This is a genomic window from Halorubrum sp. Boch-26 (assembly GCF_029889805.1).
Lineage (GTDB): Archaea > Halobacteriota > Halobacteria > Halobacteriales > Haloferacaceae > Halorubrum.
In genome coordinates, this window is record NZ_JARANT010000005.1 from 1 (window position 1) to 24,897 (window position 24,897).

A 24,897-nucleotide genomic window follows, 5' to 3' on the forward strand; every position below is an offset into this window, starting at 1 on the left:
CGCGCGCCGCGGCGCTCGCCGGCCCCCTTTTCGCCCGCGTCTGCTCTCGATCGGGCCGCGATCCGGGCGACGTCGCCGTCGAGGAACTCGACGTGACGACCGCGCGCGAGGCCGAGCGCCATCTCGCTCGGCTCGACGCCGACCGCGACGTCGCCGGGAGCGCGGCCGTGCACACGTACGAACTCACGGACCTCCCGGAACCGGCGGTCGGCGCGCTCCGCGCCGCGACCGCGGGGGCGGACGGCGTCCATGGCGCGGCGTTCGCCCTCGCGGGAGCGGCGGCGGAAGCCGCGAACCCGCCCTCCGCGACCGACGGCGGCGCGCCCGGCGCCGACGAGACCGGTTCCGTCGGGCTCTTAGTCTGTACGCCTGCCGGCCGTTCGGCCCTCACAGACGCGGTTTCGGGCGTTTCCGCCCCGCTCGACGCCGCGCTCGAAACGATAGACGCGGGCTTGAGGTAAGAGAAAGTTTATGCCGTCGTACAGACAACCGATCGACCGGACGCCGGAGGGGCATGCGGGTAGGGGTACTCTATGCCACTCCGGTCCATACCATATTCGAACCCGCCAGCGGCGGTGCTGTCGGCCGCCCGCGGGAGGGCGGAACCGCGCCGTCGACGCAGCGAACTCGGGGGGCGAGACGGCGATCGCGGAGGCGATTCCGTGAATTTTCCGACGTTCGAGCCGATGTACGAGGCGATCCTCGCGGATTTCGGCTTCGATCGGGCCGCCGACGAACGCGCCCGGGCCGTCGCCGCCGGACTGGCGACTCCGTTCCCGCTCGACCGGCTCGGCGATTGGCGCGGCGCGACCGTCGCGGTCGCGGGCGCCGCGCCGCGTCTCGCTGACGATATCGACCTCGCCCGCGACTCCGACGTCGTCGTCGCCGCCTCCACCGCCGTCGACGTCCTCCGCGACCGCGGCGTCGCTGTCGACTGCATGGTGACCGACCTCGATAAGAACCCGGAGACCGCGGCCGCGCTGACCCGCGAGGGCGTGCCGGTCGCGGCTCACGCCCACGGCGACAACGTCCCCGCCGTCCGCGAGTGGCTCCCGCGGTTCGCCGACGAGTGGACGCTGGCGACGACGCAGGCGGCGCCGACTGGCCCGGTCGTCAACCCCGGCGGGTTCACCGACGGCGACCGCGCCGCCTTCCTCGCGGACCAGGTCGGCGCCGGCCGGTTGGTCTTTCCGGGGTGGGAGTTCGACGACCCGAATGTGAACCCGATGAAGGCCAGAAAACTCGACTGGGCCGCCCGGCTGCTGCGGTGGCTCGAACGCCGTCGCGGCGAGCGGTTCGGAGTGCTCGACGGCCGGCGGGCGGAGGCCGACGCGGCGCTCGATCTGATTTTGTCCGACAGCGACTAAGGCGACGGTTAGGGTGCCGACTCCACGCGCTCTTTCGGCAACAGCTCTTCGCGGTCGCGCGCCTCCAGCCACTCCACCAGCTGGACGAGCTGATCGGTCGCCGCCTCGAACAACCGCTCGGCCTTCTCCGGGGTCACGTCGGTCGGGTCGCCGAAGGCGCCGTTCGCGGAGTTGTCGACGGAGTCGTAGAAGGTCCGGGCGCCGTGGACCATCGCGTCGGACTCGTCGAGGTGGACCAGCCCGTCGTCGCGGGCGTTCTCGAACTGATCTTCCCGGACGAGCTCGGGGGCGATGTGGGTGATCATCGCGGTCTCTTTCGGTCCCGCGTGCGGGCCGTTATGCTCGAACAGCTCGTCGACGAGCTCCGGGATCGACTCGTCCCACATCCACTCCAAGGCGTACGTCGTCCCGCCCTCGTGGAGCCGCCGCCCGACCTCGCGGAGGTGCTGGACGTTGCCGCCGTGGGCGTTCACGTAGACGACGCGGTCGACCCCGTGGTACGCGAGGTTCCGGGTGAACCCCTCGACGTAGTCCCGGAACTCCGGGGCGTCGACCCACATCGTCCCCGGAAACTGCCGGTGGTGGGGGCTGACGCCGACGTGTATCGTCGGCGTGCGGACGACGCCGGTCTCCTCGGCGGCCGCGCTCGCGAGCGCATCGGCGATGAGGTGGTCGGTCGCCAGCGGGAGGTGCGGGCCGTGCTGCTCAGTGGAGCCGAGCGGGACGAGCGCGACGGACTCGTCAGACAGCTTCGCCCCGAGCTCCGGCCACGTCTGGTCGGCGAGATACATACCCGCAGGTGGGGTTCGGCACGTATGAACCCAGCCGTCCCGGCGCCGTTCGCCGTCTCGTGCGCGCCCCCCGCGGCGCCCGTCGCGACGGCCTCCGTCCGCCGGCCGACGAGGGCGTCGTCCCGTGTCGCCACCCTTTTTGTGTCGTCCGGCCGAACTCGCTCGTATGTTCGGAGGAGGCGGCATGAACCCGCGGAAGATGAAACAGATGATGAAACAGATGGGGATCGACGTCGAGGAGCTCGACGCCGAGCGAGTCGTCATCGAGACGGCCGACGGCGACCTCGTCTTCGACGGCGCCCAAGTCACCAAGATGGACGCGCAGGGCCAGGAGACCTACCAGATCGTCGGCTCCCCCGAGGAGGTCGCCGACGCGGGCGCCGGCGGTCCCTCGGCGGTCGAGACCGCGCCGGATGAGGACGGTGACAGCGACGACGCTGGCATCCCGGACGAGGACGTGGCGCTGGTCGCGGAGCGCGCCGGCGTCCCGCAGTCGACGGCTCGCGAGGCCCTCGAAGACAACGACGGCGACCTCGCTGCCGCGATCGCGGAGCTGGAGTGACTGATTCGGCGTGACGGACGCCGCGTATCTGCTGGTTCACGAGGACCGGGAGTACCTGCTGGAGCCCGGCGAGGAGTTCGGCACCGACCTCGGCGTCCTTGAGGTCCCCGAGGACGTCGCGGGCGGCGACACGGTCGAGACGCACCTCGGCACCGCCTTCGCAGTCCGCGAGCTCCGCGGACCGGATCTCTTCAACCACCTCGAACGCACCGGCGCGCCGATGATGCCCCGCGACGTTGGGCTCGTGATGGGTCACACCGGCGCGTCAGGCGGCGACCGCGTCCTCGACGCCGGTACCGGAACGGGGATCCTCGCCGCCTACCTCGGCCGGGCCGGCGCCGACGTGACCACCTACGAGGTCGACGCCGAGTTCGCCGACGTCGCCCGCGCCAACATGACGACCGCGGGCGTTTCCGACCGCGTCGAGGTCCGGACCGGCGACCTCACCGAGGAGCTGGACGCGCTCGCCGAGGAGGAGCCGTTCGACGCCGTCACGCTCGACACCGGCGACGCGCCGGCCGCCGTCGAGCGCGCCGACGAACTGCTCGTCCCCGGCGGCTGTCTCGCCGTCTACTCTCCGTTCGTCGAGGGCACCCGCGAGGCCGTTTTCGCCGCCCGCGAGGCGGGGCTCGGCGGGATCGAGACGCTGGAGACGATCCAGCGCGAGATGGACTTCTCCGACCGCGGCTCCCGCCCCTCCACCGCGGGCGTCGGCCACACCGGGTACCTCGTCTTCGCGCGGGCCCCCTGAGCCGGCGCAACGTTCTTTCCGGTTCCGCCGCCACTGAGCGTATGGCTCCCCCGACGGGCGAGGACAGCGCTGACAGGGACGACCCCGACGACGACGGCGAGATCGGCGATCTCCCGACCGAACCCTCCGAGGTCTCCGTCGCGATCGACGAGTACGGCGAGGCGCTCGCCGACGCGCTGGAGTCGGCGCTCGCGGGGCGGTCCGGCGTCGTCGCGGTCGGCGTCCCGCTCGGACTCCTTCCGCCGGTCCTCTCGGCTCGGGAGCGAACGACCGACGGCGCGCCGTGGCGGATCGCCTGTCGGCCTGACGCCGTCGATGCGCTCGGACGAGCGTTTTCCCTCGGCACCGCCGTCGCCGAGGCGGTCGCGGAGGGGACGATAGCGCTCCGGACGGTCGCGGGCGACGCGTCGGACGATGCGCCCGCCGACGACTCGGGCGCCGATCCCGCGGCTCGCTCGCTCGTGTTCGCGACGCGGGACCGTGTCGACGCCGTCGCGGGGCCGCGTGCGGACCGAACGCTCGTCTCGGAGACGGGGGACGCGACCGCCGCCGCGACGCTCCGCGCGGCGGCGGCGCGGTTCGAGGCGGCGACGCCCGCGACCCTCGGGATGCCGTCGCGTGACCGCTTACTGAGGGCGGCGAGCGAGACCCTCGACGACCGGTTCGCCGGCGACCTCGCAGCGATCCTCGACGGGCTCGACTACGGGGCGGTCGGACGGACCGGGACGGTCACCGATCAGACTCTGCTGGTCGCGCTGGCCGCCCGCCACGACCACCTGTTCCGGGATCTCAGGCGGTGGGTCGACGGCGAGGGGAGCGACGGTGAGGTCGCTCCCGCCGCCGACCGCGTCGCCGTCGCTCCCGGTCAGGAGCTCACGGCCGACCGACGCGCGCTCGTGGAGCGGGAGCTGATCGAGTCGATCAAAGTCCCGATGGGGCCGGGTCGGCCCAAGTTCCGGCTCAGGGCGGTCGACGAGGCGCTCCTCCGGGCCACGCCGACCGAGATGCTCAGCGTGCTCCGCGGGCGGTTCGCGCTCCCGGTCGACGAGGACGGGAGGCTCCGGCGGGGCCCCGGCGGCGGAGGCCGTCGACCGGTGTGGGACCGGAAGCGGTGACCCCCGAACAGAAGCGCCGACGTGACAAGAACTAACTCCCGGCGGCGCCCCCGAACGGGTATGCCGAACTTCTCCGACAGGGTCGAGCGGATCTCCATCAGCGGGATCCGCGAGGTGTTCGAGGCGGCCGGCGACGACGCGATCAACCTCGGGCTCGGGCAGCCCGACTTCCCGACGCCGGCGCACGCGAGACAAGCTGCGATCGACGCGATCGAGGACGGGAAGGCGGACGCCTATACCGAGAACAAGGGGATACGGTCGCTTCGGGAGGCGATCGCGGAGAAACACCGCGCTGACCAAGGGATCGACCTGGACCCCGGAAACGTGATCGCCACCGCGGGCGGGAGCGAGGCGCTCCACGTCGCGATGGAGGCGCACGTGAGCGAGGGCGACGAGGTCGTGATCCCGGACCCGGGGTTCGTCTCGTACGACGCGCTGACGAAGCTGGCGGGCGGCGAACCCGTCCCCGCCCCGCTGCGCGACGACCTCACGATCGACCCGGCCGCGATCGAGGACGCCATCACTGACGACACCGCGGCGTTCGTGGTGAACTCGCCCGGCAACCCCACCGGCGCCGTCTCCTCCGAGGCCGACGTGCGGGAGTTCGCGCGGATCGCGGACGAGCACGACGCCCTCTGCATCTCCGACGAGGTGTACGAGTACACCGTCTTCGACGGCGAGCACTACTCGCCGATGGAGTTCGCGGAGACGGACAGCGTCGTCGTCGTCAACTCCGCCTCGAAGCTGTTCTCGATGACGGGCTGGCGGCTCGGCTGGGTGTACGGCTCCGACGACCGCGTTGAGCGCATGCTGCGCGTCCACCAGTACGCGCAGGCCTGCGCGTCGGCCCCGGCCCAGTACGCGGCCGAGGGCGCCCTGCGCGGCGACCGCGGGATCGTCGACGAGATGACCGCCTCCTTCGAGCGTCGTCGGGACCTCGTCCTCGACAGCCTCGACGAGATCGGCCTCGACTGCCCCACGCCGCAGGGCGCCTTCTACGCGATGCCGCGGGTCCCCGAGGGGTTCGTCGACGAGTGTCTCGACCGCGGCGTGATCGTCGTCCCGGGCGAGGCGTTCGGCGAGCACGGGCGGGGCCACGCGCGCATCTCGTACGCGACCGACGAGAGCGAGCTCCGCGAGGCGCTGGACGTGATGGGCGAGGCGTACGAGACCGTCCGCTAAGCGCGGACGGTCATAGGGATGACCGGTAAGGCGAGCGAGGGGGCGACCGATAGACGAGCGAGAGGGCGACCGGTAAGACGAGCGGGCGGTCGCGCGGTCGACCGCAGAGTAGCGTCAACTTCTGCCAACCTATAACCTATGAGCATTACCAGCGCTCAGGAGGTTTCCGCAAGTTATACTGCGACCGACGGAGTACCGGGATGTAATGGACCGGAACATTCAGGTCAGCCGCCTCGACCGGCGGGCCGTCGAGGACCAGGAGGTCGAGATCGTCGAGCGGAAGGGTATCGGACACCCTGATTCGATCTGCGACGGTATCGCCGAGTCGGTGTCGCGGGCGCTCTCGCAGCTCTACTTGGACCGCGTCGGGAAGGTGCTCCACTACAACACCGACGAGACCCAGCTCGTCGCCGGGCGCGCCGCGCCAGCCTACGGCGGCGGCGAGGTCGTCGAGCCGATCTACGTGCTCATCGTCGGCCGCGCGACGAAGGAGTACGAGGGCGAGCAGCTCCCGGTCGACTCGACCGCGCTGGCGGCCGCCCGCGACTACCTCAGCGAGGCGATCCCGGAGCTGGAGTACGGCACCGACGTCGTCGTCGACGCCAAGCTCGGCGAGGGCTCCGGCGACCTGCAAGACGTCTTCGGCGAGGAGACCCAGCAGGTGCCGATGGCGAACGACACCTCCTTCGGCGTCGGCCACGCGCCGCTCACGGAGACGGAGACGATCGTTCGCGAGGCCGAGCGCGCGCTCAACGGCCGGTACCACGACGATCACCCCGAGCTGGGCCCCGACGTGAAGATCATGGGCAAACGCGAGGGCGACCGGATCGACATCACCGTCGCGGCCGCGATGGTCGACGCCTACGTCGACGGGATCGAGGCGTACGACGACGCGGTCGAGGACGTGCGCGAGTTCGTCACCGGCCTCGCCGAGGACCACACCGACCGCGAGGTCCACGTCGACGTCAACACCGCCGACGACTACGACGAGGGGTCGGTGTACCTCACCGTCACCGGCACCTCGGCCGAGCAGGGCGACGACGGCTCGGTCGGGCGCGGGAACCGCGCGAACGGGCTCATCACGCCGAATCGACCGATGTCGATGGAGGCGACCTCCGGGAAGAACCCCGTCAACCACATCGGGAAGATATACAACCTCCTGTCGACGCGGATCGCCGAGTCGGTCACCGACGAGGTCGACGGGATCCGCGACCTGCAGGTCCGCCTGCTCTCGCAGATCGGCCGGCCGATCGACGAGCCGCACGTCGCGGACGCGCAGCTCGTCACCGAGGAGGGCGTGGCGATCGGCGATATCGAGCCGGAAGTCCTCGAGATCGTCGACCGCGAGCTGGCCGACGTCACCGACGTGACCCGCAGCGTCATTAACGGCGACGTCTCGACGTTCTGAACCGACGGCGAGGGGTCCGCGAGCCGCGTCGACGCCCCGACGACCGCAACCGATTTGAGGAGCGGGCGAATCCGATCAGCCGTGACGCGGGTGTGTCTCCTCGGCGATCCGGACGTCAACCTCACCTACGAGCTGCTGTCGCGGGAGACCGCCCGCGACGCGCTCGCGACGTACGACATCGAGGAGCCGTTCGCGAACAGCCTCGCCGTCGACACGGTGAGCCTCGGCGCCGCGGTGTCCCTTTTAAACGACCTCAACTGGTACCTCGTGCGCTTCGTCGACGAGGCGCTCGTCCGCGAGCCGTCGGTCTCGACCGACGAGTGGCTCTCCCGGGACCTCGCCCGGGAGGTGCGCGACGGCGCGGTCCCGCCAGAGGAGACCGACCAGCGCCTGAAGCTGTTCGGCCTCGTTGACGGCCGCCCGGTCGAGCCGCTGTACGTCCGGCGGAAACAGGGCGAGACGCCCGAGTACGACCTCCGCGACGTGGAGGAGACGGTTATCGTCCGGGTGAGCGAGTCGGAATTCTCGGGGTAAGCGGGAGTCGGAGATTTATGTCATGTATCAATGACTGCTGTCCGGGCGACTACTGTCTACTTATATATTGGTAGCTACTGATCGACAGAGAATACTTTCAAAGCCCCAGCCGCGACGGCTCGCGCGCTTTGCTGCGCTCCTCGGTCGCTCACTTCGTTCGCTCCCTGTGGTGCTTGCTGCAGCGTGCTTCGCCCTCGCGGCTGCCCCTTAGAATCCCACCCTGCACCGCGACCGCACCTCACGCCTCCCCAGCCTCGTCGCTCGCTCGGGGCTCCCTTCGGTCGCCCACAGCGCTCGCGACTCCCTCGCACGCGCTCCTCGCGGCCGTTTAAAAACGGCCGCTCGGAGGCGCGCGCCGCCGCATCGATCGTTTTCGCTCCGGACACGATCCTACAAGTCGGTTCGGAGCGCAAGGCGCGTATGGCACGCGTCACGGTCTGGAACGAGTACCGCCACGAGCGCGAGAGCGACGTCGTCGCCGACCTCTACCCCGACGGGATCCACGCGGTCCTCGCGGAGGTGTTCGAGGAAGCGGGCCACGAGGTCCGCACCGCCACGCTCGACGAGGGGCCGGAGCACGGGCTCACCGAGGAGGTCTTGGCCGACACCGACGTGCTCACCTGGTGGGGCCACGCCGCCCACGACGAGGTGCGCGACGAGGTCGTCGACCGAGTCCGCGAGCGCGTGCTCGACGGGATGGGGCTCTTGGTGCTCCACTCCGCGCACTACTCGAAGGTTTTCAAGAAGCTCATGGGCACGAGCTGCTCGCTGAAGTGGCGCGAGGCCGCCGAGACGGAGCGGCTGTGGACGATCGAACCGGGCCACCCGATCGCCGACGGGATCGGCGAGTACATCGAGGTCGAGGAGGCGGAGATGTACGGCGAGCGGTTCGATATTCCCGCCCCGGACACGCTCGTGTTCAACTCCTGGTTCGCCGGCGGCGAGACGTTCCGCTCCGGCTGCTGTTACCGCCGCGGCAACGGGAAGGTGTTCTACTTCCGCCCGGGCCACGAGACGTACCCGGTGTACTACAACGACGACGTCCGGCGGGTGCTCCGCAACGCGGTCGGCTGGGCGGAACCGGGCGACGGCCCAACGCCTGAGTTCGGCAACGCCGACCCGATCGAAGAGATAGACACGAGCGACGACCGGACGGTTCACTGACCGGGCGCGAGCGAGGTCGTCGGCAGAATCAATATCGACGGCGGCCGCCCGCACGTGACGCGCCGAGCCGGCGGCTCACGACTGTAGGGCGACCGCCGCTACGGCGCGGACGTTGAAAGGCGACCGCCTCGCGCGAACGCGAGACGACCGGTGTGTCGCACGCCGGCGGCCGGTCGAGTAGCCGTCGGCCGCGGCGGTATATAAACCCTCGTTCGTGGGGACGGGGAGGGCGGACCGGCGGGGCGAGACCGGCGGCTCCCGTCAGTCGGGGCGGTGGACCTCGCCGTCGCGTCCGTCGGCGTCCTTCCGGCGGAGCGCGGCGGCCGCGTTGTTGGCGTCGTAGCCGAAGAAGACGTCCTTCGCGTACGTCTCTGCGACCTCGGTCGCGTGGATCAGGTCGTCGACGGCGACGTCGACCGCGTACAGCTCCAGTGAGAACGGCGTCTCCGGCGGCGCGCCGTGGACGTCGTAGTCGCCGCCGAGCCGCGTCCGGAAGCCGCGGGCGATGGTCTCCAGCCAGTAGGTCGTCGCGTACTCGGTGTCGTACAGGGGGACGACGAACTCGTCGACGTGCTCCGAGAGCCGGTCGAGGTCGAGCCCGGCGCGCGCCCGGAGGTGGCCCGGATACGGGTCGGGATACAGCGTGAGCAGCAGGCGGCCGGGGACCAGCTCGGCGGCGTCGGCGACGAACTCGGTGATGACGTCGGCGCGCCAGTCGCTCCACCGCTCGCGGTCGCTCTCGGCGAACAGCCGCTCGCAGCGGTCACACCGACAGAACCCCTCGCGCGGGAACCCCACGTCGTCGAGGCGCACGTCGTCGCTCTCGGCGGCGCAGTCCTCGATTATCTCCGAGAGCCCCGCCCGGTACTCCGGGTGGGTCGGGCAGATGTACGCCCAGTCGAAGTAGTCGCGGTCGCGGGTCGCCGGCTCGCCGCGCTCGTCGACGGGGACGAGGTCGGGGTTCTCGGCCGCCGCGGCGTTGTCCCCGAAACACGACACCATGTTCACCGCGTTCGGGAGCGGCTCGGCCGCGCGCCCCGTGACGTCTTTCACCTCGTAGAAGCCGAGGTCGAACGGCTCCATCTCGACCTCGTCGGCGTTGCGCGTGACGACCCCGTACATACCCGTCGCTACGCGAGTGACGAATAAAAACTGCGGGCATCCGCCCGCAGGGAGACGGTCGGGGATCGATACGGCTCAGTCCGGAGTCGGTCGCTACTCGACGGTCACCGGCTCCTTGTCGCCGGCGAACATGAAGTACGCGAGCGCGACGAGCGACAGGACCAGGACGAGCTTCACTTTCTTGCTCATGTCAGACATCTCGGGCGGCGGGCGCTAAAACCTACCGGAGCGTCGGACGCATCGCGGAGGCGGTCAGGGATGAACCGGGCGACTCCGCGGGCCTCACACGTCGATGTGGTCGGCGATGTCGGCGCGCAGGATGGTCGAGCAGTAGTCGCAGCGGACGCCGTCGGCGACGACGTCGAACCGGGTATCGACGGGTTCGTCGGCGTTCGTGATGCAGTTCCGGTTCGGACACGAGAGCACGCCGGTCACCGAGTCGGGACGCGTCACCCGGTTCTTCTCGACGACCTCGAAGTCGCGGACGATGTTGATCGTCGCCTCGGGCGCGATGAGCGAGAGCACGTCGACCTCGGACTGCGAGAGCTCCCGCTCCTCGACTTTCACGATGTCCTTCCGGCCGAGACGGTCAGAGGGGACGTTCATTCCGACGGAGACGCCGAATCCCTCGGAGCCGTCGATACCCAAAATCGCGAGCACGTTGAGCGCCTGCCCGCCCTCGACGTGGTCGATCACGGTGCCGTCGCGGATCTTCGAGACGCGGAGCTCGTGCTCGCTCATCGGTCCACCTCCATGCCCTCGGCGGCCTCGGCGTTCTCCATGAGCGTGTCGAGCAGCGCCATCCGTACCGGGATTCCGTTGTGCGCCTGCTCGAAGTAGCGGGCGTGGTCGGTCTCGTCGACATCGGGCGCGATCTCGTCGACGCGCGGGAGCGGATGCATCACGGTGAGGTCCTCGGACGCGTCTTCGAGCGTCTCGGCGTCGATCCGATACTCGCCGGCGACGCGGTGATACTCGTTCTCGTCGGGGAACCGCTCCTTCTGGATCCGGGTGACGTATAACACGTCGAGTTCGCCGATCACGTCCTCTAAATCGGTGTGCTCGCGCATCTGTGCGCCGGTTTCGTGGAGGTCGAACCGGACCGACCGCGGAAGCCGCAGCGACTCCGGACTGATGAAGTGCTGGTTGGCGTCGAAGTTCGTGAGCGCCGCGGCCAGCGAGTGAACCGTGCGGCCGTACTTCAGGTCGCCCATGATTCCGACGGTGAGGTCGTCGAGCCCGTGGTTCTCTCGGATCGTGTGGAGGTCGAGGAGGGTCTGTGAGGGGTGTTGTCCGGCGCCATCGCCCGCGTTGACGACGGGGACGGAGACGTTCTCGGCAGCCAGCGTCGCGGCGCCCTCGCTCGGGTGTCTGAGGACGAGCGCGTCCGCGTAGCCCTCGATGACGCGGACGGTGTCCGAGAGCGACTCCCCCTTCGACACGGACGAGGAGTCGACGTCGCCCATGCCGACGGTGTTCATGCCGAGGCGTTTGGCCGCGCTGTCGAAGCTCATCCGGGTGCGCGTGCTCGGCTCGAAGAAACAGAGCGCGAGCACGCGCCCGGCGTGCCGGTCCGCGTAGGCGGCGGGGTCGTCGGCGACCGCCCGGGCCCGGTCGAGCACCGCCTCGATGTCATCCCGCGAGAGCTGCGTCGCGGTGATGAGGTGGTCCTGACGCATCGTCGGAGAAGGGGGTTGGCACGGTCTTGAATCCCTCGGCTTGGCCACCAACGAAGGTGTTCACGTCCGTGGGGATCGATGCGAGCAACGGCTTCGAGATTCGCAGAACGCGGTGTGCGTTCGCACGGTCCACGTCCCCGCGACTGGCGGCCGCACTTATAAAACGATCCGTACCTAACCACGCCCTATGAGCGAGAGCGATCCGGCCGACCTGCTTCCGAACGACCGCGTGAAGCAGGCGGCGCTCGACGGCGACGTGACGCAGCTCCACCGCGGGAATCAGTACGGCCATGCGGGCGACACGTTCGAGATCGACGGGGTGTCCTTCGAGCTCACCGAGGTCGCCGAGCGCACACTCGGCGACATGACCGACGCCGACGCGAAGCGGGAGGGGTCGCCGTCGCTGGAGGCGTACAAAGAGCGGATGGTCCGCGCGCACGGCGGGAACTTCGACTGGGACGACGACGCCGACGTGGTGCGGCACCAGTTCGAGCGCGTCGACGAATAGGGAGTCTGAGAGAGAAGAGCGAGACCGAGACGGCTCAGTCGTCGTCCGCGGTCGCGCTGTCGTCCGCGCCGCGCCCGTCGGTCGCCGCGTCGTCTTCGATGCTCGGCGGGTACTTCCCGCGGTCCAGTTTCAGGTCGGACTGCGGGCGCGCCATGCAGGTGAGCGCGTACTCCTCGGCCTCCTCGTCGGTGAGCCCGCGGGCCGCCGGCTGGGTCACCTCGCCCTCGACGATCTCGGCGGAGCAGGCGAGGCACATCCCGACGCGGCAGGAGTACTCCTGGGCGATCCCCTCCTCGATGCAGGAGCTGAGGATCGTCTCCGTGTCGGCCACCTCGATCGTCTCGCCGGTGCCGACGAACTCGACGGCGTACTCGGTCATGGCGCGGAGTACCAGCCGACCAATAAAAAAGGGTTCCCCTCGATCGCGTCGTCGTCGCGGGGACGGAAGATAGAAGCGGGAGAGAGACCCGTAGACCGATCGAACAGAAATGCCGTGTGATAGAACAACAATATCGCTCACTGTGATACCGACGCCATCTAGTAGTTGAACGGCATAATTGAGGCCTATATGGCTCTAAATAAGTGAATTACGTTCCAACAACAGGCCTTATACGTCGTCTAGTATAATGCTATATTGTCACAAGTATGCAAGACACAGTGACAGACGAACGAGAGTCACTCAGCCGGCTCCAGTGGCTGGCGGTTTCGTTGGTCGTTATTACCGGCGTTCTCCACGTGTACGCTGGCGTCATCGAGGGTCGGATCCCCGTTGCGCTCGCGGGCTTCGGCTACGCCGGCGCGCTCGCGTTGTTCTTCGTCGGCTATCGGCGGCGACTGCTGTACTTGATCGGGGTACCGTACACGGCCGTCCAGATCCCGATCTGGCTCGTGGCCAAGTCGGAATACGGCGTCGTCGATTACGTCGATAAGGCCACTCAAGTCGTCCTGATACTCGTGTTGGGGTACCTCTATCTGAGCGCGCGGTTCGGACCTGCCGACGCCTCGGCGACAGCAGCGAACTGACCGGCAGCATCGTCGGGGTCGAGTCAGACGCCCGTCTGGACCGTCCCGCTCTATTCTGTGCATCGCAACGACTAATCCCCCGCCGGACGCTTCCCGAGGTATGACCGAGAAGGCCACCGCGCGAGCCCACCCGATTCAGGGGCTCGTCAAGTACCACGGAATGCGCGACCCGGAGCTCCGGCTCCCGTACCACGACAGCATCAGCCTCTGTACCGCGCCGACCGCGACGACGACGACGGTCGAGTGGCAGCCCGACGCGAGCGAGGACACGTACGTCATCGGCGGTGAGGAAGTCGACGGGCGCGCCGAGGAGCGCATCGACATGGTCGTCGACCACGTCCGCGAGCGCGCCGGGACCGACGCCGCGGTCCGGCTGGAGAGCGAGAACTCCTTCCCGTCGAACATCGGCTTCGGCTCCTCGTCGTCCGGGTTCGCGGCCGCCGCGCTCGCGCTCGTCGAGGCCGCCGGTCTCGACCTCTCGCTCCCCGAGGTCTCTACGATCGCCCGCCGCGGCTCCTCCTCCGCGGCCCGCTCCGTGACGGGCGCGTACTCCCGTCTCGACGCCGGTCTCAACGACGAGGACTGCCGCTCGCACCGACTCGACGTGGGCGTGAGCGAGGACGGCTTCGACCCCGAGGAGGACCTCCGGATCGTCGCCGCACACGTTCCCGCGTACAAGGAGACGGAAGAGGCCCACCGCGAGGCCGCCGCGAGCCACATGATGCAGGCGCGGACCGCCCACGTCCAGGACCAACTGGTCGAGATGACCGACGCGCTCCGCGAGGGCGACTTCGACCGGATCTTCGGGACCGCCGAGCACGACTCGCTCTCGCTGACGGCCACCACCATGACCGGACCCGCGGGGTGGGTGTACTGGCAGCCCGAGACGATCGCCGTCTTCAACGCGGTCCGCGAACTCCGAGAGGACGGCGTCCCCGTCTACTTCTCGACGGACACCGGCGCCTCGGTGTACGTGAACACGCTGGCCGACCACGCCGAGGAAGTCGAGAGTCGAATCGCCGAGGTCGGCATCGACACCGACGTCTGGGCGGTCGGCGGCCCGGCGCGCGTCCTCGACGAGAGCGAGGCGCTGTTTTAAATAGAAGCCGCAGTGCGGTGGCGCGTGCCGATGAGCGCCCGAAGGGCGCGAATCGCACGCGCGAGGGAGTCGGTCGCCCGAGCGAGGCGATGGGCGACCGACGAGGCTGGGGAGGCCGTGAGGTGCGGTGCTGTTGCGGGCGGGCGGGACGCAAAGGGGCAGCCGTGAGGACGAAGCCTGACGACGAAAGCACCGCAGGAACGAGCAACGCGAGTGACGAGGAGCGCAGCGAGTCACCCGAGTCCTCGCGACTGGGGCTTTGAAGGCCTTCACCGCCGATCCTCAATCAGCCGTTTAAAAAACGGGCGCAGTGGGCTTTGGCGGTGTTCGCCGCCACGGTCCCGACGCGCACGCCGACACCGTTCAATTACTCGTCCGGATCCTCGCCCCGCGCCCGCTTGTACATCGCGAGGGCCTCCTCGCGGCGCTCGGAGTGGTCGACGATCGGCGACGGATACTCAGGCGCCGCGTTCGCGCGCTGGGTGGGCGACAGCTCGTGCCACTCGTGGATCAGGTCGGCATCGACCCCCCGTAGCTCCGGCACGTATTCTTTTATGTACTCCGCGTCGGGGTCGTAGCGCTCCCCCTGCGTCATCGGGTTGAAGATGCGGAAGTAGGGCTGCGCGTCGGTCCCGGTGGAGGCTGCCCACTGCCACCCGCCGTTGTCGTTGGCGGTGTCGTGGTCGGCGAGCTTCTCCCGGAAGTGGTCGTAGCCGTGGCGCCAGTCGGCGAGCAGGTCCTTCGTGAGGAAGGAGGCGACGATCATCCGAACGCGGTTGTGCATGAACGCCTCCTCGCGCAGCTGGCGCATCCCGGCGTCGACGATGGGATACCCCGTCTCCCCGCGCTTCCACGCCGCGATCTCATCGGGGTCGTCGCGCCACTCGATACCCTCCTCGTACACCTTGTAGTTCTCCGACACCACCTCGGGGTTGTGGTACAGCACCTGCGTGTAGAACTCCCGCCACGCCAGCTGCTGCTGGTACTCTTCGACCGCGGCGACCGGGCCGTTGTCGTCGCCGTCACCCCCATCGTCGTCTTCGCCCGCTGCCCCGTCGCCCGCTGCGGCCCGCTCCTCCGCCGCGGCCATCGCCCGTTCCGTCGCCTCGTAGGCCTCGCGCACCCCGATCTCGCCGTACTTCAAAAACGCCGACATTCGAGATGTCGACCCGCGGGCGGGGTAGTCTCGCTCGGCGTCGTACGAGAACACCGCCTCCGAGAGGAACGCGTCGAGCCGCTCGCGGGCGGCCGCCGTCCCTGCGGGACCGATATCGGTATCAGGCTCCGCGAAGCCCAACTCCGCGGGCGACGGGAGGTCGCCGACGGCGACGCGGCCGGTCTCGACGCCGCCGTCGGAGCGGGTGTCCCCCTGCCGGCCGCCGTCAGCGAGGGCGCCGCCGTCACCACCCACCGCCGCCGCCAGCGCGTCGGCGTCGACGAGGTCGTCCGATTCCGGGGTCGGCGCCGGCGGGTCGGTCTCGCGGTCGGTCCACTTCCGCCAGTAGTAGGTGTACACCGAGTACGGGTCGCCGGCGTTCGTGCGGATCGAGTCCGGGGTGTGCAACACCGCGTCGTGGTGCGCCTCGCGCTCGATCCCGGCCTCGTTGAGCGCCTTGCGGACCGCCGCGTCGCGCTCGCTCGCGAGCCCCGAGTAGTCGCGGTTCCAGACGACGCGGTCGGCGTCGAGGCTCGCGGCCAGTTCGGGGAGCGCGGTCTCCGGGTCGCCGCGGGCGATGAGGAGGTCGCTGTCGCGATCGCGGTAGTCGTCTCGCAGCGCCGCCATCCCGTCGAGCAGGCGACGCACTCGCACGTCGCTGGCGTGCGCGAGCACGTCGTCGTCGAAGACGAAGACGCCGGCGACCTCGCCCCTGTCGGCGGCGGCGGCCAGCCCGACGTTGTCGGCGACTCTGAGGTCCCGTCGGTGCCAGAACAGTTCCATGGGATCGCCACGGGTGCGATCACCGTGAAACCACCGGCGGCCGTCGCTCGGTCGCGGAGCGCGACCCCCGTCTCCCGGGAGGTCGTCGGCGCCGAGGGTCAGATGTCAAGTGTCAAGGGCCGATCGTCGAGCATCGGGGGTCGAGCGTCGACCGCCGCGTTACAGCTCCGGGCGGTCGGGGATATCCACCCGATCGAGCAGGAAGTACCCGAGCGTGAGCGCGAGCACCAACACCGCGATCGCGATCGCCGCGAGGACCGTCTCCTGGCCCGTGTCGTAATCCTCCAGCCGGAAGCTGATCGCCCGCCGGGCGACGGCGATGATCGACGCGCTGACGACGATCCGGAGCACGGGTTCGCCCTTGGCGTACGCCAACAGCGTCCGGTGGACCTCGACGATGACCAATAGGAGGAGCACGCTGTCGAGGAGGCCGACCACCTCGTTCGGGTCGGTGAAGTTCCCGGCGACGAGGAGCTGATACAGCGATAAGAACAGGTCGAAGACGCCGATGAGGAACAGCAGGAGGAGGAAGTACGCGGCCCCGAGCACCAGCCATTCCATCGACACCGCGGCCGGCTTCGTCGCGTCTTCGAGGTCGAAGGCCATACCTCGATTGGAGGCGGCGGCGCCAAGTCGCTTGCGCCTACTCGTCGGGGGTCAACGCCTCCAGCAGGTGGACCGCCGGCGCCTTCGCCAAGGGGTCGTTTGCGTTGCCGCAGTGCGGCGACTGGACGCACGCCGGGCAGCCGCCCTCGCAGTCGCAGCCGTCGATGAGCCGCGCGGTCCGGGCCATCAGCTCCTCGATCCGCTCGTGACCGCGTCGCGTGAGCCCGACGCCGCCCGGGTAGCCGTCGTAGACGAACACCGCGGGCGCGTCGGTGTGGGGGTGGTACGGCGTCGAGATTCCCCCCACGTCGGCGCGGTCACAGAGCAGGTGGAACGGGAACAGCGAGATGATCCCGTGTTCGGCGGCGTGGATCCCGCCGTTGAAGGCGTACTCGCCGCCGAGCGAACTTTCGCTCTCCCCGCCCTCGGTAGTCCCCTCTCCGCCGTCGGTCACCTTTTCGGCATCGTCGGCGTCGGCCGTGTCCTCTGCGCCGCCGCCCCCAGCGCGGCTCCCGAGCGCGCGAATCTCCGACTCCAGGTCGGCTGGAACCGGGAAGTAGAGGGCCTTCGTCCGCAGCGTCGTCTCCGGGAGGTCCAGCGCCGCCTCCCCGAGCGACTCGCCGGTTTTGGCGTCCTTCCGGACGAATCCCGTAATCCGCTCCGTGACCGTCACGTCGGCGAATCTGACGGGGACGTCCGGGCGCGCCGACAGCTCCCGCGCCGCGAGGTCCTCGTTCACGACGATGTCCTTCTCGGTGAGCGGCTGGGTGTAGTAGTCGGCCCACGAGGACTGCAGTTCGGCGACGTCGCGGTCGAGGTCCAGTTCGGTCACCTCGTAGGTGCGCCCCTGCTGGTGGTATATCGCGCCGGGATGAGCGTCGCGGAGCGCGTCCGCGAACCCGAGCGAGGCGACCGTCTCGTTCCGCGACGAGTCGATCAGGTCGACCTCGCGGTCCCCGACCGTCCGGAGGCTCACGGACTGCTGCGGGCTCGACGAGCCGGCGTGGGTCCATCGCAGCCCGTCGGCGGTCTCCCGCCTGTCGAGGACGCCCTCGTCGGTCAGGTCGGCGACGACGCTCGGAAACGTCTCGCCCAAGAAGCGCTCGTCCACCGGCGAGAGCCAGCTCTCGTCCGCCGCGCAAGCGACGTGCCCCGGAAGCAGCTGGCCGTTCTCGGGGTCGCAGATCGCGTCCTCCGACGGCGCCTCGAAGAAGTCGGTCGGGTTGCGCATGAGGTACTGGTCGAGCTGGTCCTCGCCGCCGACCATCACCACGAGCGCGGGGTCGTCGCCGCGACCCGCGCGTCCCGCGCGCTGGTACGCCGACATCCGCGTGCCGGGGTAGCCGTCCAAGATGACGGCGTCGAGTCCACCGACGTCGACGCCGAGCTCCAGGGCGCTCGTCGACCAGACGCCCCGCAGCTCGCCGGCGTGGAGGTCGGCCTCTATCTCCCGCCGACGCTCGTTCGTCAGGGCGGCTTGGTACGCGCCGACCTTCCCCGCGAGCTCGCGCTCCCCGCGCTCTCGGAGGTCGCTCGCGCTGTCGGTCGCGTACTGCTCCGCGGTCTGGCGCGCCCGCGTGAACGCCAGCGTCTGCGCGCCGCCGGTCACGAGGTCACAGAAGAGCCGTTTGGTCTCGGTGTGGCTCGACTTCCGGCGGCCGCTCCCGCGCTCCTGCCAGTCGTCGTCGTACTCGGGTGGATTCCACAGCACCCAGTCGCGGGGTCCCCTCCCCGACGCGTCCTCGTCGACGAGGGCGATACCTGAGGGGTCGCGGCCGGTCACGCTCGCGACGTGCTCGACGGGATTGTTGATCGTGGCCGAACAGCAGACGAACCGCGGGTCGGACCCGAACCGCTCGCAGGTCCGCGCGAGCCGGCGCATCGTCATGGCGACCTGCGAGCCGAACACGCCGCGGTAGCTGTGGACCTCGTCGATGACGACGTACTCCAGCGACGAGAAGAACCACTCCCACAGGCGCCCGGCGTACGGGAGCAGCGCGTAGTGAAGCATGTCCGGATTCGACAGCAGCACCGTCGGCTCGCGGTCACGTACGTCGCGTTTCTCGCTCCGAGAGAGCCGGCCGGTGTACGAGTCGACCGTGACGCCGCTGCCGAAGCCGAGTCCGTGAGCGAGGTCGCTCAGACTCGCCTCCTGATCGGCGATCAGGGCGTTCTGGGGGCCGATGTACAGCGTCCGTCCCCCGTGGTCCATCGCGGCCTCGAAGGCGGGGACGGTGTACGCGAGCGACTTCCCGCTCGCTGTCTCGGTGGCGAGGACGACGTCGTCGCCGTCGCGGACCGCCTCGATCGCGTCGGCCTGATGGCGATACAGTCGGTCGATCCCCTGTTTCGCCAGCGCGTCGGCCATCCGCGGTGTGAGGTCGACGTCGCCGTACGCCGGCTCGCGGGCGGGGAGGCGGCGGTGCTCCGCGATTTGTCCCTCGTAGAACGGTCGGTTCCGCAGCCACTCGATGGCGTCCTCCACGGCTACCGATCCGTGAGGAGCGACCGGGCCTAACGGTTGTGGTCGTGGGAGCCCGTGACGAACTGTCTCGGTTCGACATGCTCCGCTGGAGAGTACGGGTTAGACGGTCGGGAGAAAAACCGCGACGGTACTCCCCTCAGAATCGTTCTTTTCGAGGGCCACGCGGCCGTCCGACTGGCGAACGATCTCGTGGACGAGCCAGAGTCCGAGCCCGCTCCCGTGGTATAAGGGTTCGATCTCCGCCTGTTGTGTCAGGATGTTCGATTCCATTTCCGGGATCTCGGGGCCCGTATCGATTACCCGGATCTCTGCGCTTCCGTCGTTGTGTCGAACATCGACGGTAACGGTCGGATGCTCCGCCTCCGAGTGCACCACCGCGTTCCGGATCAACTCTCCGAGTGCTTCGTCGATGTCGTACGTCGCTCTAACCTGGAACTCGGCAGGGAGTGTCGCGTCCACCTCGGCCGCCGGATAGAGGTCTGCAATTTCGGCAACGATAGATTCCACCGTCGACACGACGTCGCGGGAGGCGATCTCGGGTGGGTCAGTGAGCACCGAGGTTATCTTCCGTTGTTTCTCCGCCGTGTCGACGAACTTTCGGCTGACCTCAAGGATCGTGTCGATGTCCGGCTGAATCTCGGTCGAACCATTTGCTTGGACCATCTCCGCCCGGCCCATGAGGACGTTCATCGAGTTTCTGATATTGTGCCTGAGGATGCGGTCGACGACCTGTATCTGTTGCCGGTTCTTCCGGCGCTCCGAGATGTCACGGATGTGATTCACGACACCGACGACAGTTCCCTCGTGATCGCGGAATCGGGAGACGGTTGACTCGCCGGGAAACTCGTCTCCGCACTTCGTTCGATACTCGACCTCCAGTTTGCTATCGAGCGGTTCCACGTTGTCATTGCCCACTTCCAGCAAGGCGGTTTCATCGCCGACGTCTGCGAGGAGCCGCCGCAGAGGTGCTCCTTTGATATCGTCAAGTTCGTACCCGAACCGCTCGGTAAATCCGGGATTACAGTTCGTAACCCGGCCGTCCGTGTCCGTCACCGCGATCGGATCGCGAATGCTGTTAAACAGCGACACGTACCGCCGTCGCTGTCCGTTTATCTCGCGTTCGCGCTCAACTTGCTCGGTGATGTCTCGCACGACGCCGATACCGCTGATAGCCTCGCCGTCATCGTCGAATTCGACCTCCGCCCGCTCGTGGACCCACTTGGTTTCGCCGTCTACGACGATGCGGTGTTCGAAGTCATACGTCTCACCCTCCAACGCTGCAGCCCACTCTTCAGTAACCAATTCCGTATCGGCAGGGTGGACCGCGTCCAGGAACCGCTGGTACGTCATCGGCTGTTCTCGTCCGATCCCGAAGATCCGATACGCCTCCTCCGACCAGTGGAGATCCTCGGTTTCGAGATCGAGATGCCAACTCCCGACGTTCCCGATCTCCTGTGCTTGGACGAGATGCGTCTGGATCTCCTCTTCTTTCTGTTTCCGTTCCGTGATGTCTCTGGAAATGATCGCAACACCGCGCGATCCGTCGTAGAGTTCGACCGGAACGAACCGCTGTTCGGCGTTAACGTATCCGACAGAGTCGAGGGAGAGATCGAACTCGAGGCTCAACGTTTCCGTTCCGGAGGGGCTTTGCACCCATTCGCCGACGTCCGGCGTGGTTCCCTCCAAGATCGCGTCGAGCGCGTCCAGAAACCGCCGTGGATCGGAATTGGGAGCAGCCATCTCCTCGGTGACCGGTTCGATCGGCATCCCCTTGATCGCCGACAACGAGATATCCGCAAACTCCTGTGCCGCCTCGTTGGCAAACTGGATCCGTTTTTCTTCATCCACGAGGAACGCCACTTCGTTCATCGATTGGATGATGACCTCCTGCGTCCGGAGGCGTTGTTCGCGCTCTTTCTGATCGGTGATGTCGTCGTAGATCGCCACGAAGTTCGTCACGTCACCCGCGTCGTTCGTCACGGGGGCGATGGTGTGTTTTGAGACGAACTGTGTCCCGTCACGCCGTTCGTTGACGATCTCGCCGGTCCAAACCTCCCCGTTCAGGATCGTCTCCCAGAGTTCGGTGAAGAACTCGTCGTCGTGTTCTCCGGAGCGGAGGAAACTCGGCTGTCGCCCGACCGCAGCCGCGCTCGTGTAGCCAGTCATTCGCTCGAACGCCGGATTCACGTACTGGATCACGCCATCTACATCGGTGAAAAAGACCGCGTGACCGCTTGCAGTTACCATCTGCTCAAACTTGCGCAACTGTTTTTCGCGTTCCTTCCGTTGGGTTATTTTGCGCGTGGATCCGACGAGTTGCACGACTTCATCCTCGACGATAACGGGGGCGATGCTCGTTTCCCACCACGACTCGTGGCCGAAAATCGATATCTGCTCCTCGTACGTCTGTTCCGTTCGATCGGCCACACACTTCCGGTACTTCTCACGGACAATCGCGCCGTCAGTCTCGCCCGCGATCTCACGAACCGTTTTACCCCGAAGATCGTCGATCGACGCCTCGGTGAGCGACTCGTAGGCTCGGTTGACTCGATTCATACGGAACGTCTCGCCGTCGTCTTCGACGTCGATGACGAACAACCCGTCCTGTGCGTTCTGAAACACCGTCTCCGCTCGATTCAGATCCCGCTCTCCCTCCGTTAGTTTCGTTGTCTCGCAGATACAGACCGTGACCCCCGTCTCGTCGGGATAGATCCGGATCTCGTACCGCCCGTCTCGCTCTCGGTTGTACCGCTCGAAACTCGTTGGCCGACCAGTCTCGATCGCCTGCTCGACGGCGTTTCGTGCCGCGGATCCCCACGACTCGGGAAACGCGTCCCAGATGGACGTGTCAAGGAGGGCTTCGGGGTCAGAATCGAGAAGTTGAGCGGCTCCGTCGTCGGCGTACGTGCACCGATGCTCATCATCGAACGCGAGTACGTCATCTGCGACCCGTGACAGTGCGTCGTGCCGATTGCGGTTTAGACCGTTGGGGTCTGAGCTTGCCATGGGCGAGTTACTGGTTATTCGCTTCGGTGATGATCGCCGTCATACTACGTTAGTCGAGAGATGCGTCAAAAAGTGTGTGCCAACCTCTCAGTGGGTTGGGTACTTCCCGCCCAGTAAGTCAGTTGGGACACGTATTCGTCCTGATCCGAGACGTCGAACGACACACTGGACAGATCGCTCTGGAGTGTCGCTTCGGTTGCTGACCGCTCCGCGTTCGCTCCCCGTGATCGATTGGCGTGCCGGTCATTCAGGTGGGACCGATGTCTGGATGGAGAGTGGACTGACGGCGGCGTATGCGCGACAGCGACGCCGGAGCGGCGGTGCGCTGACCTGTCACCGATTGCCGAACCGGTCATTCGTCGTCCACCAACTTCTCGATAGTCCGCTGGATTTCGTTGACGGATTCTGCTTGCCGCTCGTTCGAGGCGACGACATCTTTCACCTGGTCCCGCACCTCCTCGGCTTGGTCCGTTGCTTCCGAGAGGATGCTTGCGACTTCTTCGGTGCTTGCCGCCTGATCATCGGCTGCATTGGCCACCTCTGCGATCCCTTCGGACGTCTCTGCGACCGCCTCGACGATATCGTCGAGGTTGGCCATCGCGGCTTCGACGCGATCGACGCCGTCGTCGATCTGGGCGGTCGCCGACGTGAGGCTCTCGACCGTGGCTGCCGTTTCCCGTTGGATCTCGTCGATCATCTCCTCGATTCGTCGAGCCTGTTCCTGTGAGTCCTCTGCGAGCGCCTTGACTTCGTCGGCGACGACGGCGAATCCGGAGCCGGCTTCACCGGCTCGGGCGGCTTCGATCGACGCGTTGAGCGCCAACAGATTCGTCTGGTCCGCGATGTCGTTGATGACGGAGACGATCTCGTCGATCTGTTCGATCCTATCATCGAGCTGTTCGACGTCGTTACTGGCCTCGTCAGCGGCCGTCTTGACATCCTCGAGAACCGAAATCGGTCCGGAAAATGGCCCCGGTCAGTCGTCGGCGGGCGGGCGGGAACGAGCGGCGACGGGCGGCTCCTCCGTTTCCGGCTCGGACGGCCCGAGGCGCGCCAGCGGCGGCCAGCGCACCTCGGTCGCGATCGGGTCGTCGAGGTCGAGCTCCATCCGGAGGTCGCCGCGACGGTCGACGAGCTCGAACCCGACCGTTCGGTACACTCGGCGCGCGATGCGATTCCCGCTCTCGACGTGGAGTTCGAGCCCGTCGCGGCCCGCGGCGGCGGCGTCGGCGATCACGTGGCGGCAGAGCTCGGTCCCGACGCCGCGCCCCTGCATCGTCGGGTGGACGAACACCGCGAGCTCCGGGCGGTCCGCGTCGGTCGGCGTGTACATCGCGTGGCCGAACAGCTCGCCGTCCCGCTCGGCGACCACGTTGCTCCCCTCCCGCAGCATCGACTCGATCCACTCCGCCCGACGGTTCCGCGTCACCGGGGGAAGGCCCTGCGCGCGATCCGCGGTCTCGAACCCCTCGTACATCTCGGCGAGCGGTGCGGCGTCCTCCCTGACGGCCGGCCGAATCGTCCACCGGGCACCCTCCTTGTCGACGAACCGCGGACACCGCGGCGGGCAGTGGACCGTGCCCTCACACTCGCTCCCGTCCCATCCGTCGCAGGCGACGGCGTCGGTGTCGTCGTGGCTCATGGTCGTCCATACGTCTCCGCGCGGGTTATACTGTGATAGCTGCTCCCACAGCGTGGGAACGGTCGAGCGATCGGAGCGGGCCGAGAGGGGAGACGGAACGGACGGAGCCCGCGTCGAACGTCACTCCCGGATCAGGACGATTCCGTCGCGGAACACCGAGTGGTTCGGGATCACGTGGTCCTCCCCGCCGGCCTCGATATGCGTGACGAACAGGTCGACCTCTTGGACGATGCCGCGCTCCCCGGCGACCTTCACCTCGTCGCCGATGCCGTAGGGCTGCCGGAGGAGGAGGAACACCCCGGCGGCCGCGCTGGCGACGAGGTCCTTCGTCGCCAGCGCGGCGAACAGCACGACCGCGAACGCGTACGCCGCGAGCAACACGACCAACGCGAGCGTCTGCACGCCGACCTGTCCGAGCGCGACCAGCGCGGCGACGTACACGACGCTGTATTTCACGATCGGGGGTAACACGCCGAGTTCGGGCAGCTTGATCCCGCGGAGCCGCTCGGCGACGAGCAGCTCCGCCTTGTCGCCGACGACGACGCCGACGATCATCACGACGGCGGCGATGAACAGGCGCGGGAGGAAGGAGGCGACCGACGACCAGAACCGGTCGAGGTAGTTGACTTCGGCGACGGTCAGGGCGACGATGACCGCGACGGCGACGATGAAGTAGCTGGACAGCTGTGCGAGGATTCGCACGGTCGACGTGTCGAACTCCCGGGCGGTGCGCTCGAAGGCGGTTCCCTCGATCGCCTCGGGCACGCCGGCTCTGGTCAGCAGCCGCCGGTTGACGACCCCGACGAGATACGCCGCGATCAGGCCGAGGACGAGCACGAACAGGGCGAGCCACAGCCGCTCTGGGACCCTCACCACGAACTCCCTGAGCGCGTTCGGTACCGCGAGCATGGGTT

General features: G+C 68.0%; 23 protein-coding genes and 1 pseudogene. 12 read left to right on the top strand and 12 right to left on the bottom strand.

Features of this window, described 5'->3' with window-relative positions:
- Together OQF71_RS01265 and OQF71_RS01270 are read left to right on the top strand one after the other, a co-directional pair.
- Positions 1 to 461: pseudogene (locus OQF71_RS01265) on the top strand (dihydropteroate synthase); the annotation flags it as partial.
- 201 nt (positions 462 to 662) lie between these two features.
- Positions 663 to 1,367 (top strand): 6-hydroxymethylpterin diphosphokinase MptE-like protein, encoded by a 705-nt coding sequence (locus tag OQF71_RS01270; protein ID WP_280585268.1) that lies wholly within the window; start codon positions 663 to 665, stop codon positions 1,365 to 1,367.
- Between the two features lie 8 nt (positions 1,368 to 1,375).
- On the opposite strand, the gene OQF71_RS01275 is transcribed toward OQF71_RS01270, so the two are convergent.
- Positions 1,376 to 2,158 carry a creatininase family protein gene (locus OQF71_RS01275; protein ID WP_280585269.1) on the bottom strand — a complete coding sequence of 261 codons (783 nt, stop codon included), beginning with the start codon at positions 2,156 to 2,158 and terminating at the stop codon, positions 1,376 to 1,378.
- A gap of 166 nt (positions 2,159 to 2,324) precedes the next feature.
- On the opposite strand from OQF71_RS01275, the gene OQF71_RS01280 reads away from it, so the two are divergent.
- The 7 genes from OQF71_RS01280 (at position 2,325) to OQF71_RS01310 (ending at position 8,874) form a co-directional block, all read left to right on the top strand.
- A complete protein-coding gene (locus tag OQF71_RS01280; protein ID WP_280585270.1) occupies positions 2,325 to 2,720 on the top strand; it encodes a nascent polypeptide-associated complex protein in 396 nt (131 codons plus the stop codon).
- A gap of 10 nt (positions 2,721 to 2,730) precedes the next feature.
- Positions 2,731 to 3,471 (top strand): tRNA (adenine-N1)-methyltransferase, encoded by a 741-nt coding sequence (locus OQF71_RS01285; protein WP_280585271.1) that lies wholly within the window; start codon positions 2,731 to 2,733, stop codon positions 3,469 to 3,471.
- Between the two features lie 41 nt (positions 3,472 to 3,512).
- Positions 3,513 to 4,586 (top strand): DUF5821 family protein, encoded by a 1,074-nt coding sequence (locus OQF71_RS01290; RefSeq protein WP_280585272.1) that lies wholly within the window; start codon positions 3,513 to 3,515, stop codon positions 4,584 to 4,586.
- A 60-nt stretch (positions 4,587 to 4,646) separates the two neighbouring features.
- Entirely contained in the window at positions 4,647 to 5,768 is a 1,122-nt protein-coding gene (locus OQF71_RS01295; RefSeq protein ID WP_280585273.1) for a pyridoxal phosphate-dependent aminotransferase, read from the top strand.
- A 205-nt stretch (positions 5,769 to 5,973) separates the two neighbouring features.
- Entirely contained in the window at positions 5,974 to 7,176 is a 1,203-nt protein-coding gene (locus tag OQF71_RS01300; RefSeq protein WP_280585274.1) for a methionine adenosyltransferase, read from the top strand.
- 81 nt (positions 7,177 to 7,257) lie between these two features.
- Positions 7,258 to 7,710, top strand: coding sequence for a DUF5804 family protein (locus tag OQF71_RS01305; protein ID WP_280585275.1), 453 nt, complete (start codon positions 7,258 to 7,260; stop codon positions 7,708 to 7,710).
- Between the two features lie 420 nt (positions 7,711 to 8,130).
- Positions 8,131 to 8,874, top strand: coding sequence for a ThuA domain-containing protein (locus OQF71_RS01310; RefSeq protein ID WP_280585276.1), 744 nt, complete (start codon positions 8,131 to 8,133; stop codon positions 8,872 to 8,874).
- Between the two features lie 261 nt (positions 8,875 to 9,135).
- On the opposite strand, the gene OQF71_RS01315 is transcribed toward OQF71_RS01310, so the two are convergent.
- The 3 genes from OQF71_RS01315 to pyrB form a co-directional block, all read right to left on the bottom strand.
- On the bottom strand, positions 9,136 to 9,996 hold the full coding sequence (locus tag OQF71_RS01315; protein WP_280585277.1) for a hypothetical protein: 861 nt from the start codon (positions 9,994 to 9,996) through the stop codon (positions 9,136 to 9,138).
- A gap of 282 nt (positions 9,997 to 10,278) precedes the next feature.
- Complete coding sequence (pyrI, locus tag OQF71_RS01320) at positions 10,279 to 10,737, bottom strand: aspartate carbamoyltransferase regulatory subunit (protein ID WP_050026268.1); 459 nt, start codon at positions 10,735 to 10,737, stop codon at positions 10,279 to 10,281.
- A complete protein-coding gene (pyrB, locus tag OQF71_RS01325; RefSeq protein ID WP_280585281.1) occupies positions 10,734 to 11,675 on the bottom strand; it encodes an aspartate carbamoyltransferase in 942 nt (313 codons plus the stop codon). Before pyrB ends, pyrI begins: the two co-directional genes overlap by 4 nt.
- 187 nt (positions 11,676 to 11,862) lie before the next feature.
- Between pyrB and OQF71_RS01330 the strand changes: the two genes are divergently transcribed.
- Complete coding sequence (locus OQF71_RS01330) at positions 11,863 to 12,183, top strand: ASCH domain-containing protein (protein WP_280585283.1); 321 nt, start codon at positions 11,863 to 11,865, stop codon at positions 12,181 to 12,183.
- A 34-nt stretch (positions 12,184 to 12,217) separates the two neighbouring features.
- Here OQF71_RS01330 and OQF71_RS01335 read toward each other — a convergent pair whose 3' ends face one another.
- On the bottom strand, positions 12,218 to 12,562 hold the full coding sequence (locus OQF71_RS01335; protein ID WP_280585284.1) for a 2Fe-2S iron-sulfur cluster-binding protein: 345 nt from the start codon (positions 12,560 to 12,562) through the stop codon (positions 12,218 to 12,220).
- A gap of 278 nt (positions 12,563 to 12,840) precedes the next feature.
- On the opposite strand from OQF71_RS01335, the gene OQF71_RS01340 reads away from it, so the two are divergent.
- Positions 12,841 to 13,206 (top strand): hypothetical protein, encoded by a 366-nt coding sequence (locus tag OQF71_RS01340; protein WP_280585285.1) that lies wholly within the window; start codon positions 12,841 to 12,843, stop codon positions 13,204 to 13,206.
- A gap of 100 nt (positions 13,207 to 13,306) precedes the next feature.
- The gene (gene mvaD / locus OQF71_RS01345) at positions 13,307 to 14,305 is read left to right on the top strand and encodes a phosphomevalonate decarboxylase MvaD (protein WP_280585286.1); all 999 of its coding nucleotides are present in this window, start codon (positions 13,307 to 13,309) and stop codon (positions 14,303 to 14,305) included.
- A gap of 367 nt (positions 14,306 to 14,672) precedes the next feature.
- Here the strand turns inward: mvaD and OQF71_RS01350 are convergent, their stop codons facing one another.
- The 7 genes from OQF71_RS01350 to OQF71_RS01380 all read right to left on the bottom strand — a co-directional run bounded on the left by OQF71_RS01350 (position 14,673) and on the right by OQF71_RS01380 (position 24,892).
- Positions 14,673 to 16,244, bottom strand: a complete 1,572-nt coding sequence (locus OQF71_RS01350; RefSeq protein WP_280585288.1) for a deoxyribodipyrimidine photo-lyase — start codon at positions 16,242 to 16,244, stop codon at positions 14,673 to 14,675.
- 159 nt (positions 16,245 to 16,403) lie between these two features.
- On the bottom strand, positions 16,404 to 16,850 hold the full coding sequence (locus OQF71_RS01355) for a phosphate-starvation-inducible PsiE family protein (protein WP_280585290.1): 447 nt from the start codon (positions 16,848 to 16,850) through the stop codon (positions 16,404 to 16,406).
- Positions 16,851 to 16,887: 37 nt separating this feature from the next.
- Positions 16,888 to 19,335, bottom strand: coding sequence for a DEAD/DEAH box helicase (locus tag OQF71_RS01360; protein WP_280585292.1), 2,448 nt, complete (start codon positions 19,333 to 19,335; stop codon positions 16,888 to 16,890).
- A gap of 99 nt (positions 19,336 to 19,434) precedes the next feature.
- Positions 19,435 to 22,341 (bottom strand): PAS domain S-box protein, encoded by a 2,907-nt coding sequence (locus OQF71_RS01365; RefSeq protein ID WP_280585293.1) that lies wholly within the window; start codon positions 22,339 to 22,341, stop codon positions 19,435 to 19,437.
- A 352-nt stretch (positions 22,342 to 22,693) separates the two neighbouring features.
- A complete protein-coding gene (locus OQF71_RS01370; protein WP_280585338.1) occupies positions 22,694 to 23,296 on the bottom strand; it encodes a methyl-accepting chemotaxis protein in 603 nt (200 codons plus the stop codon).
- 21 nt (positions 23,297 to 23,317) lie between these two features.
- The gene (locus tag OQF71_RS01375) at positions 23,318 to 23,983 is read right to left on the bottom strand and encodes a GNAT family N-acetyltransferase (protein WP_280585295.1); all 666 of its coding nucleotides are present in this window, start codon (positions 23,981 to 23,983) and stop codon (positions 23,318 to 23,320) included.
- A 120-nt stretch (positions 23,984 to 24,103) separates the two neighbouring features.
- Entirely contained in the window at positions 24,104 to 24,892 is a 789-nt protein-coding gene (locus tag OQF71_RS01380) for a mechanosensitive ion channel domain-containing protein (protein ID WP_280585297.1), read from the bottom strand.
- Between the last annotated feature and the right edge of the window lie 5 nt (positions 24,893 to 24,897).

Excerpts from the sequence above, each read along its gene's own strand:
- OQF71_RS01275 (WP_280585269.1), bottom strand. The coding sequence starts at position 2,158 with ATGTATCTCGCCGACCAGACGTGGCCGGAGCTCGGGGCGAAGCTGTCT.
- OQF71_RS01280 (WP_280585270.1), top strand. The coding sequence starts at position 2,325 with ATGTTCGGAGGAGGCGGCATGAACCCGCGGAAGATGAAACAGATGATG.
- OQF71_RS01290 (WP_280585272.1), top strand. The coding sequence starts at position 3,513 with ATGGCTCCCCCGACGGGCGAGGACAGCGCTGACAGGGACGACCCCGAC.
- OQF71_RS01295 (WP_280585273.1), top strand. The coding sequence starts at position 4,647 with ATGCCGAACTTCTCCGACAGGGTCGAGCGGATCTCCATCAGCGGGATC.
- OQF71_RS01300 (WP_280585274.1), top strand. The coding sequence starts at position 5,974 with ATGGACCGGAACATTCAGGTCAGCCGCCTCGACCGGCGGGCCGTCGAG.
- OQF71_RS01310 (WP_280585276.1), top strand. The coding sequence starts at position 8,131 with ATGGCACGCGTCACGGTCTGGAACGAGTACCGCCACGAGCGCGAGAGC.
- OQF71_RS01315 (WP_280585277.1), bottom strand. The coding sequence starts at position 9,996 with ATGTACGGGGTCGTCACGCGCAACGCCGACGAGGTCGAGATGGAGCCG.
- pyrI (WP_050026268.1), bottom strand. The coding sequence starts at position 10,737 with ATGAGCGAGCACGAGCTCCGCGTCTCGAAGATCCGCGACGGCACCGTG.
- pyrB (WP_280585281.1), bottom strand. The coding sequence starts at position 11,675 with ATGCGTCAGGACCACCTCATCACCGCGACGCAGCTCTCGCGGGATGAC.
- OQF71_RS01330 (WP_280585283.1), top strand. The coding sequence starts at position 11,863 with ATGAGCGAGAGCGATCCGGCCGACCTGCTTCCGAACGACCGCGTGAAG.
- OQF71_RS01335 (WP_280585284.1), bottom strand. The coding sequence starts at position 12,562 with ATGACCGAGTACGCCGTCGAGTTCGTCGGCACCGGCGAGACGATCGAG.
- mvaD (WP_280585286.1), top strand. The coding sequence starts at position 13,307 with ATGACCGAGAAGGCCACCGCGCGAGCCCACCCGATTCAGGGGCTCGTC.
- OQF71_RS01350 (WP_280585288.1), bottom strand. The coding sequence starts at position 16,244 with ATGGAACTGTTCTGGCACCGACGGGACCTCAGAGTCGCCGACAACGTC.
- OQF71_RS01355 (WP_280585290.1), bottom strand. The coding sequence starts at position 16,850 with ATGGCCTTCGACCTCGAAGACGCGACGAAGCCGGCCGCGGTGTCGATG.
- OQF71_RS01365 (WP_280585293.1), bottom strand. The coding sequence starts at position 22,341 with ATGGCAAGCTCAGACCCCAACGGTCTAAACCGCAATCGGCACGACGCA.
- OQF71_RS01375 (WP_280585295.1), bottom strand. The coding sequence starts at position 23,983 with ATGAGCCACGACGACACCGACGCCGTCGCCTGCGACGGATGGGACGGG.
- OQF71_RS01380 (WP_280585297.1), bottom strand. The coding sequence starts at position 24,892 with ATGCTCGCGGTACCGAACGCGCTCAGGGAGTTCGTGGTGAGGGTCCCA.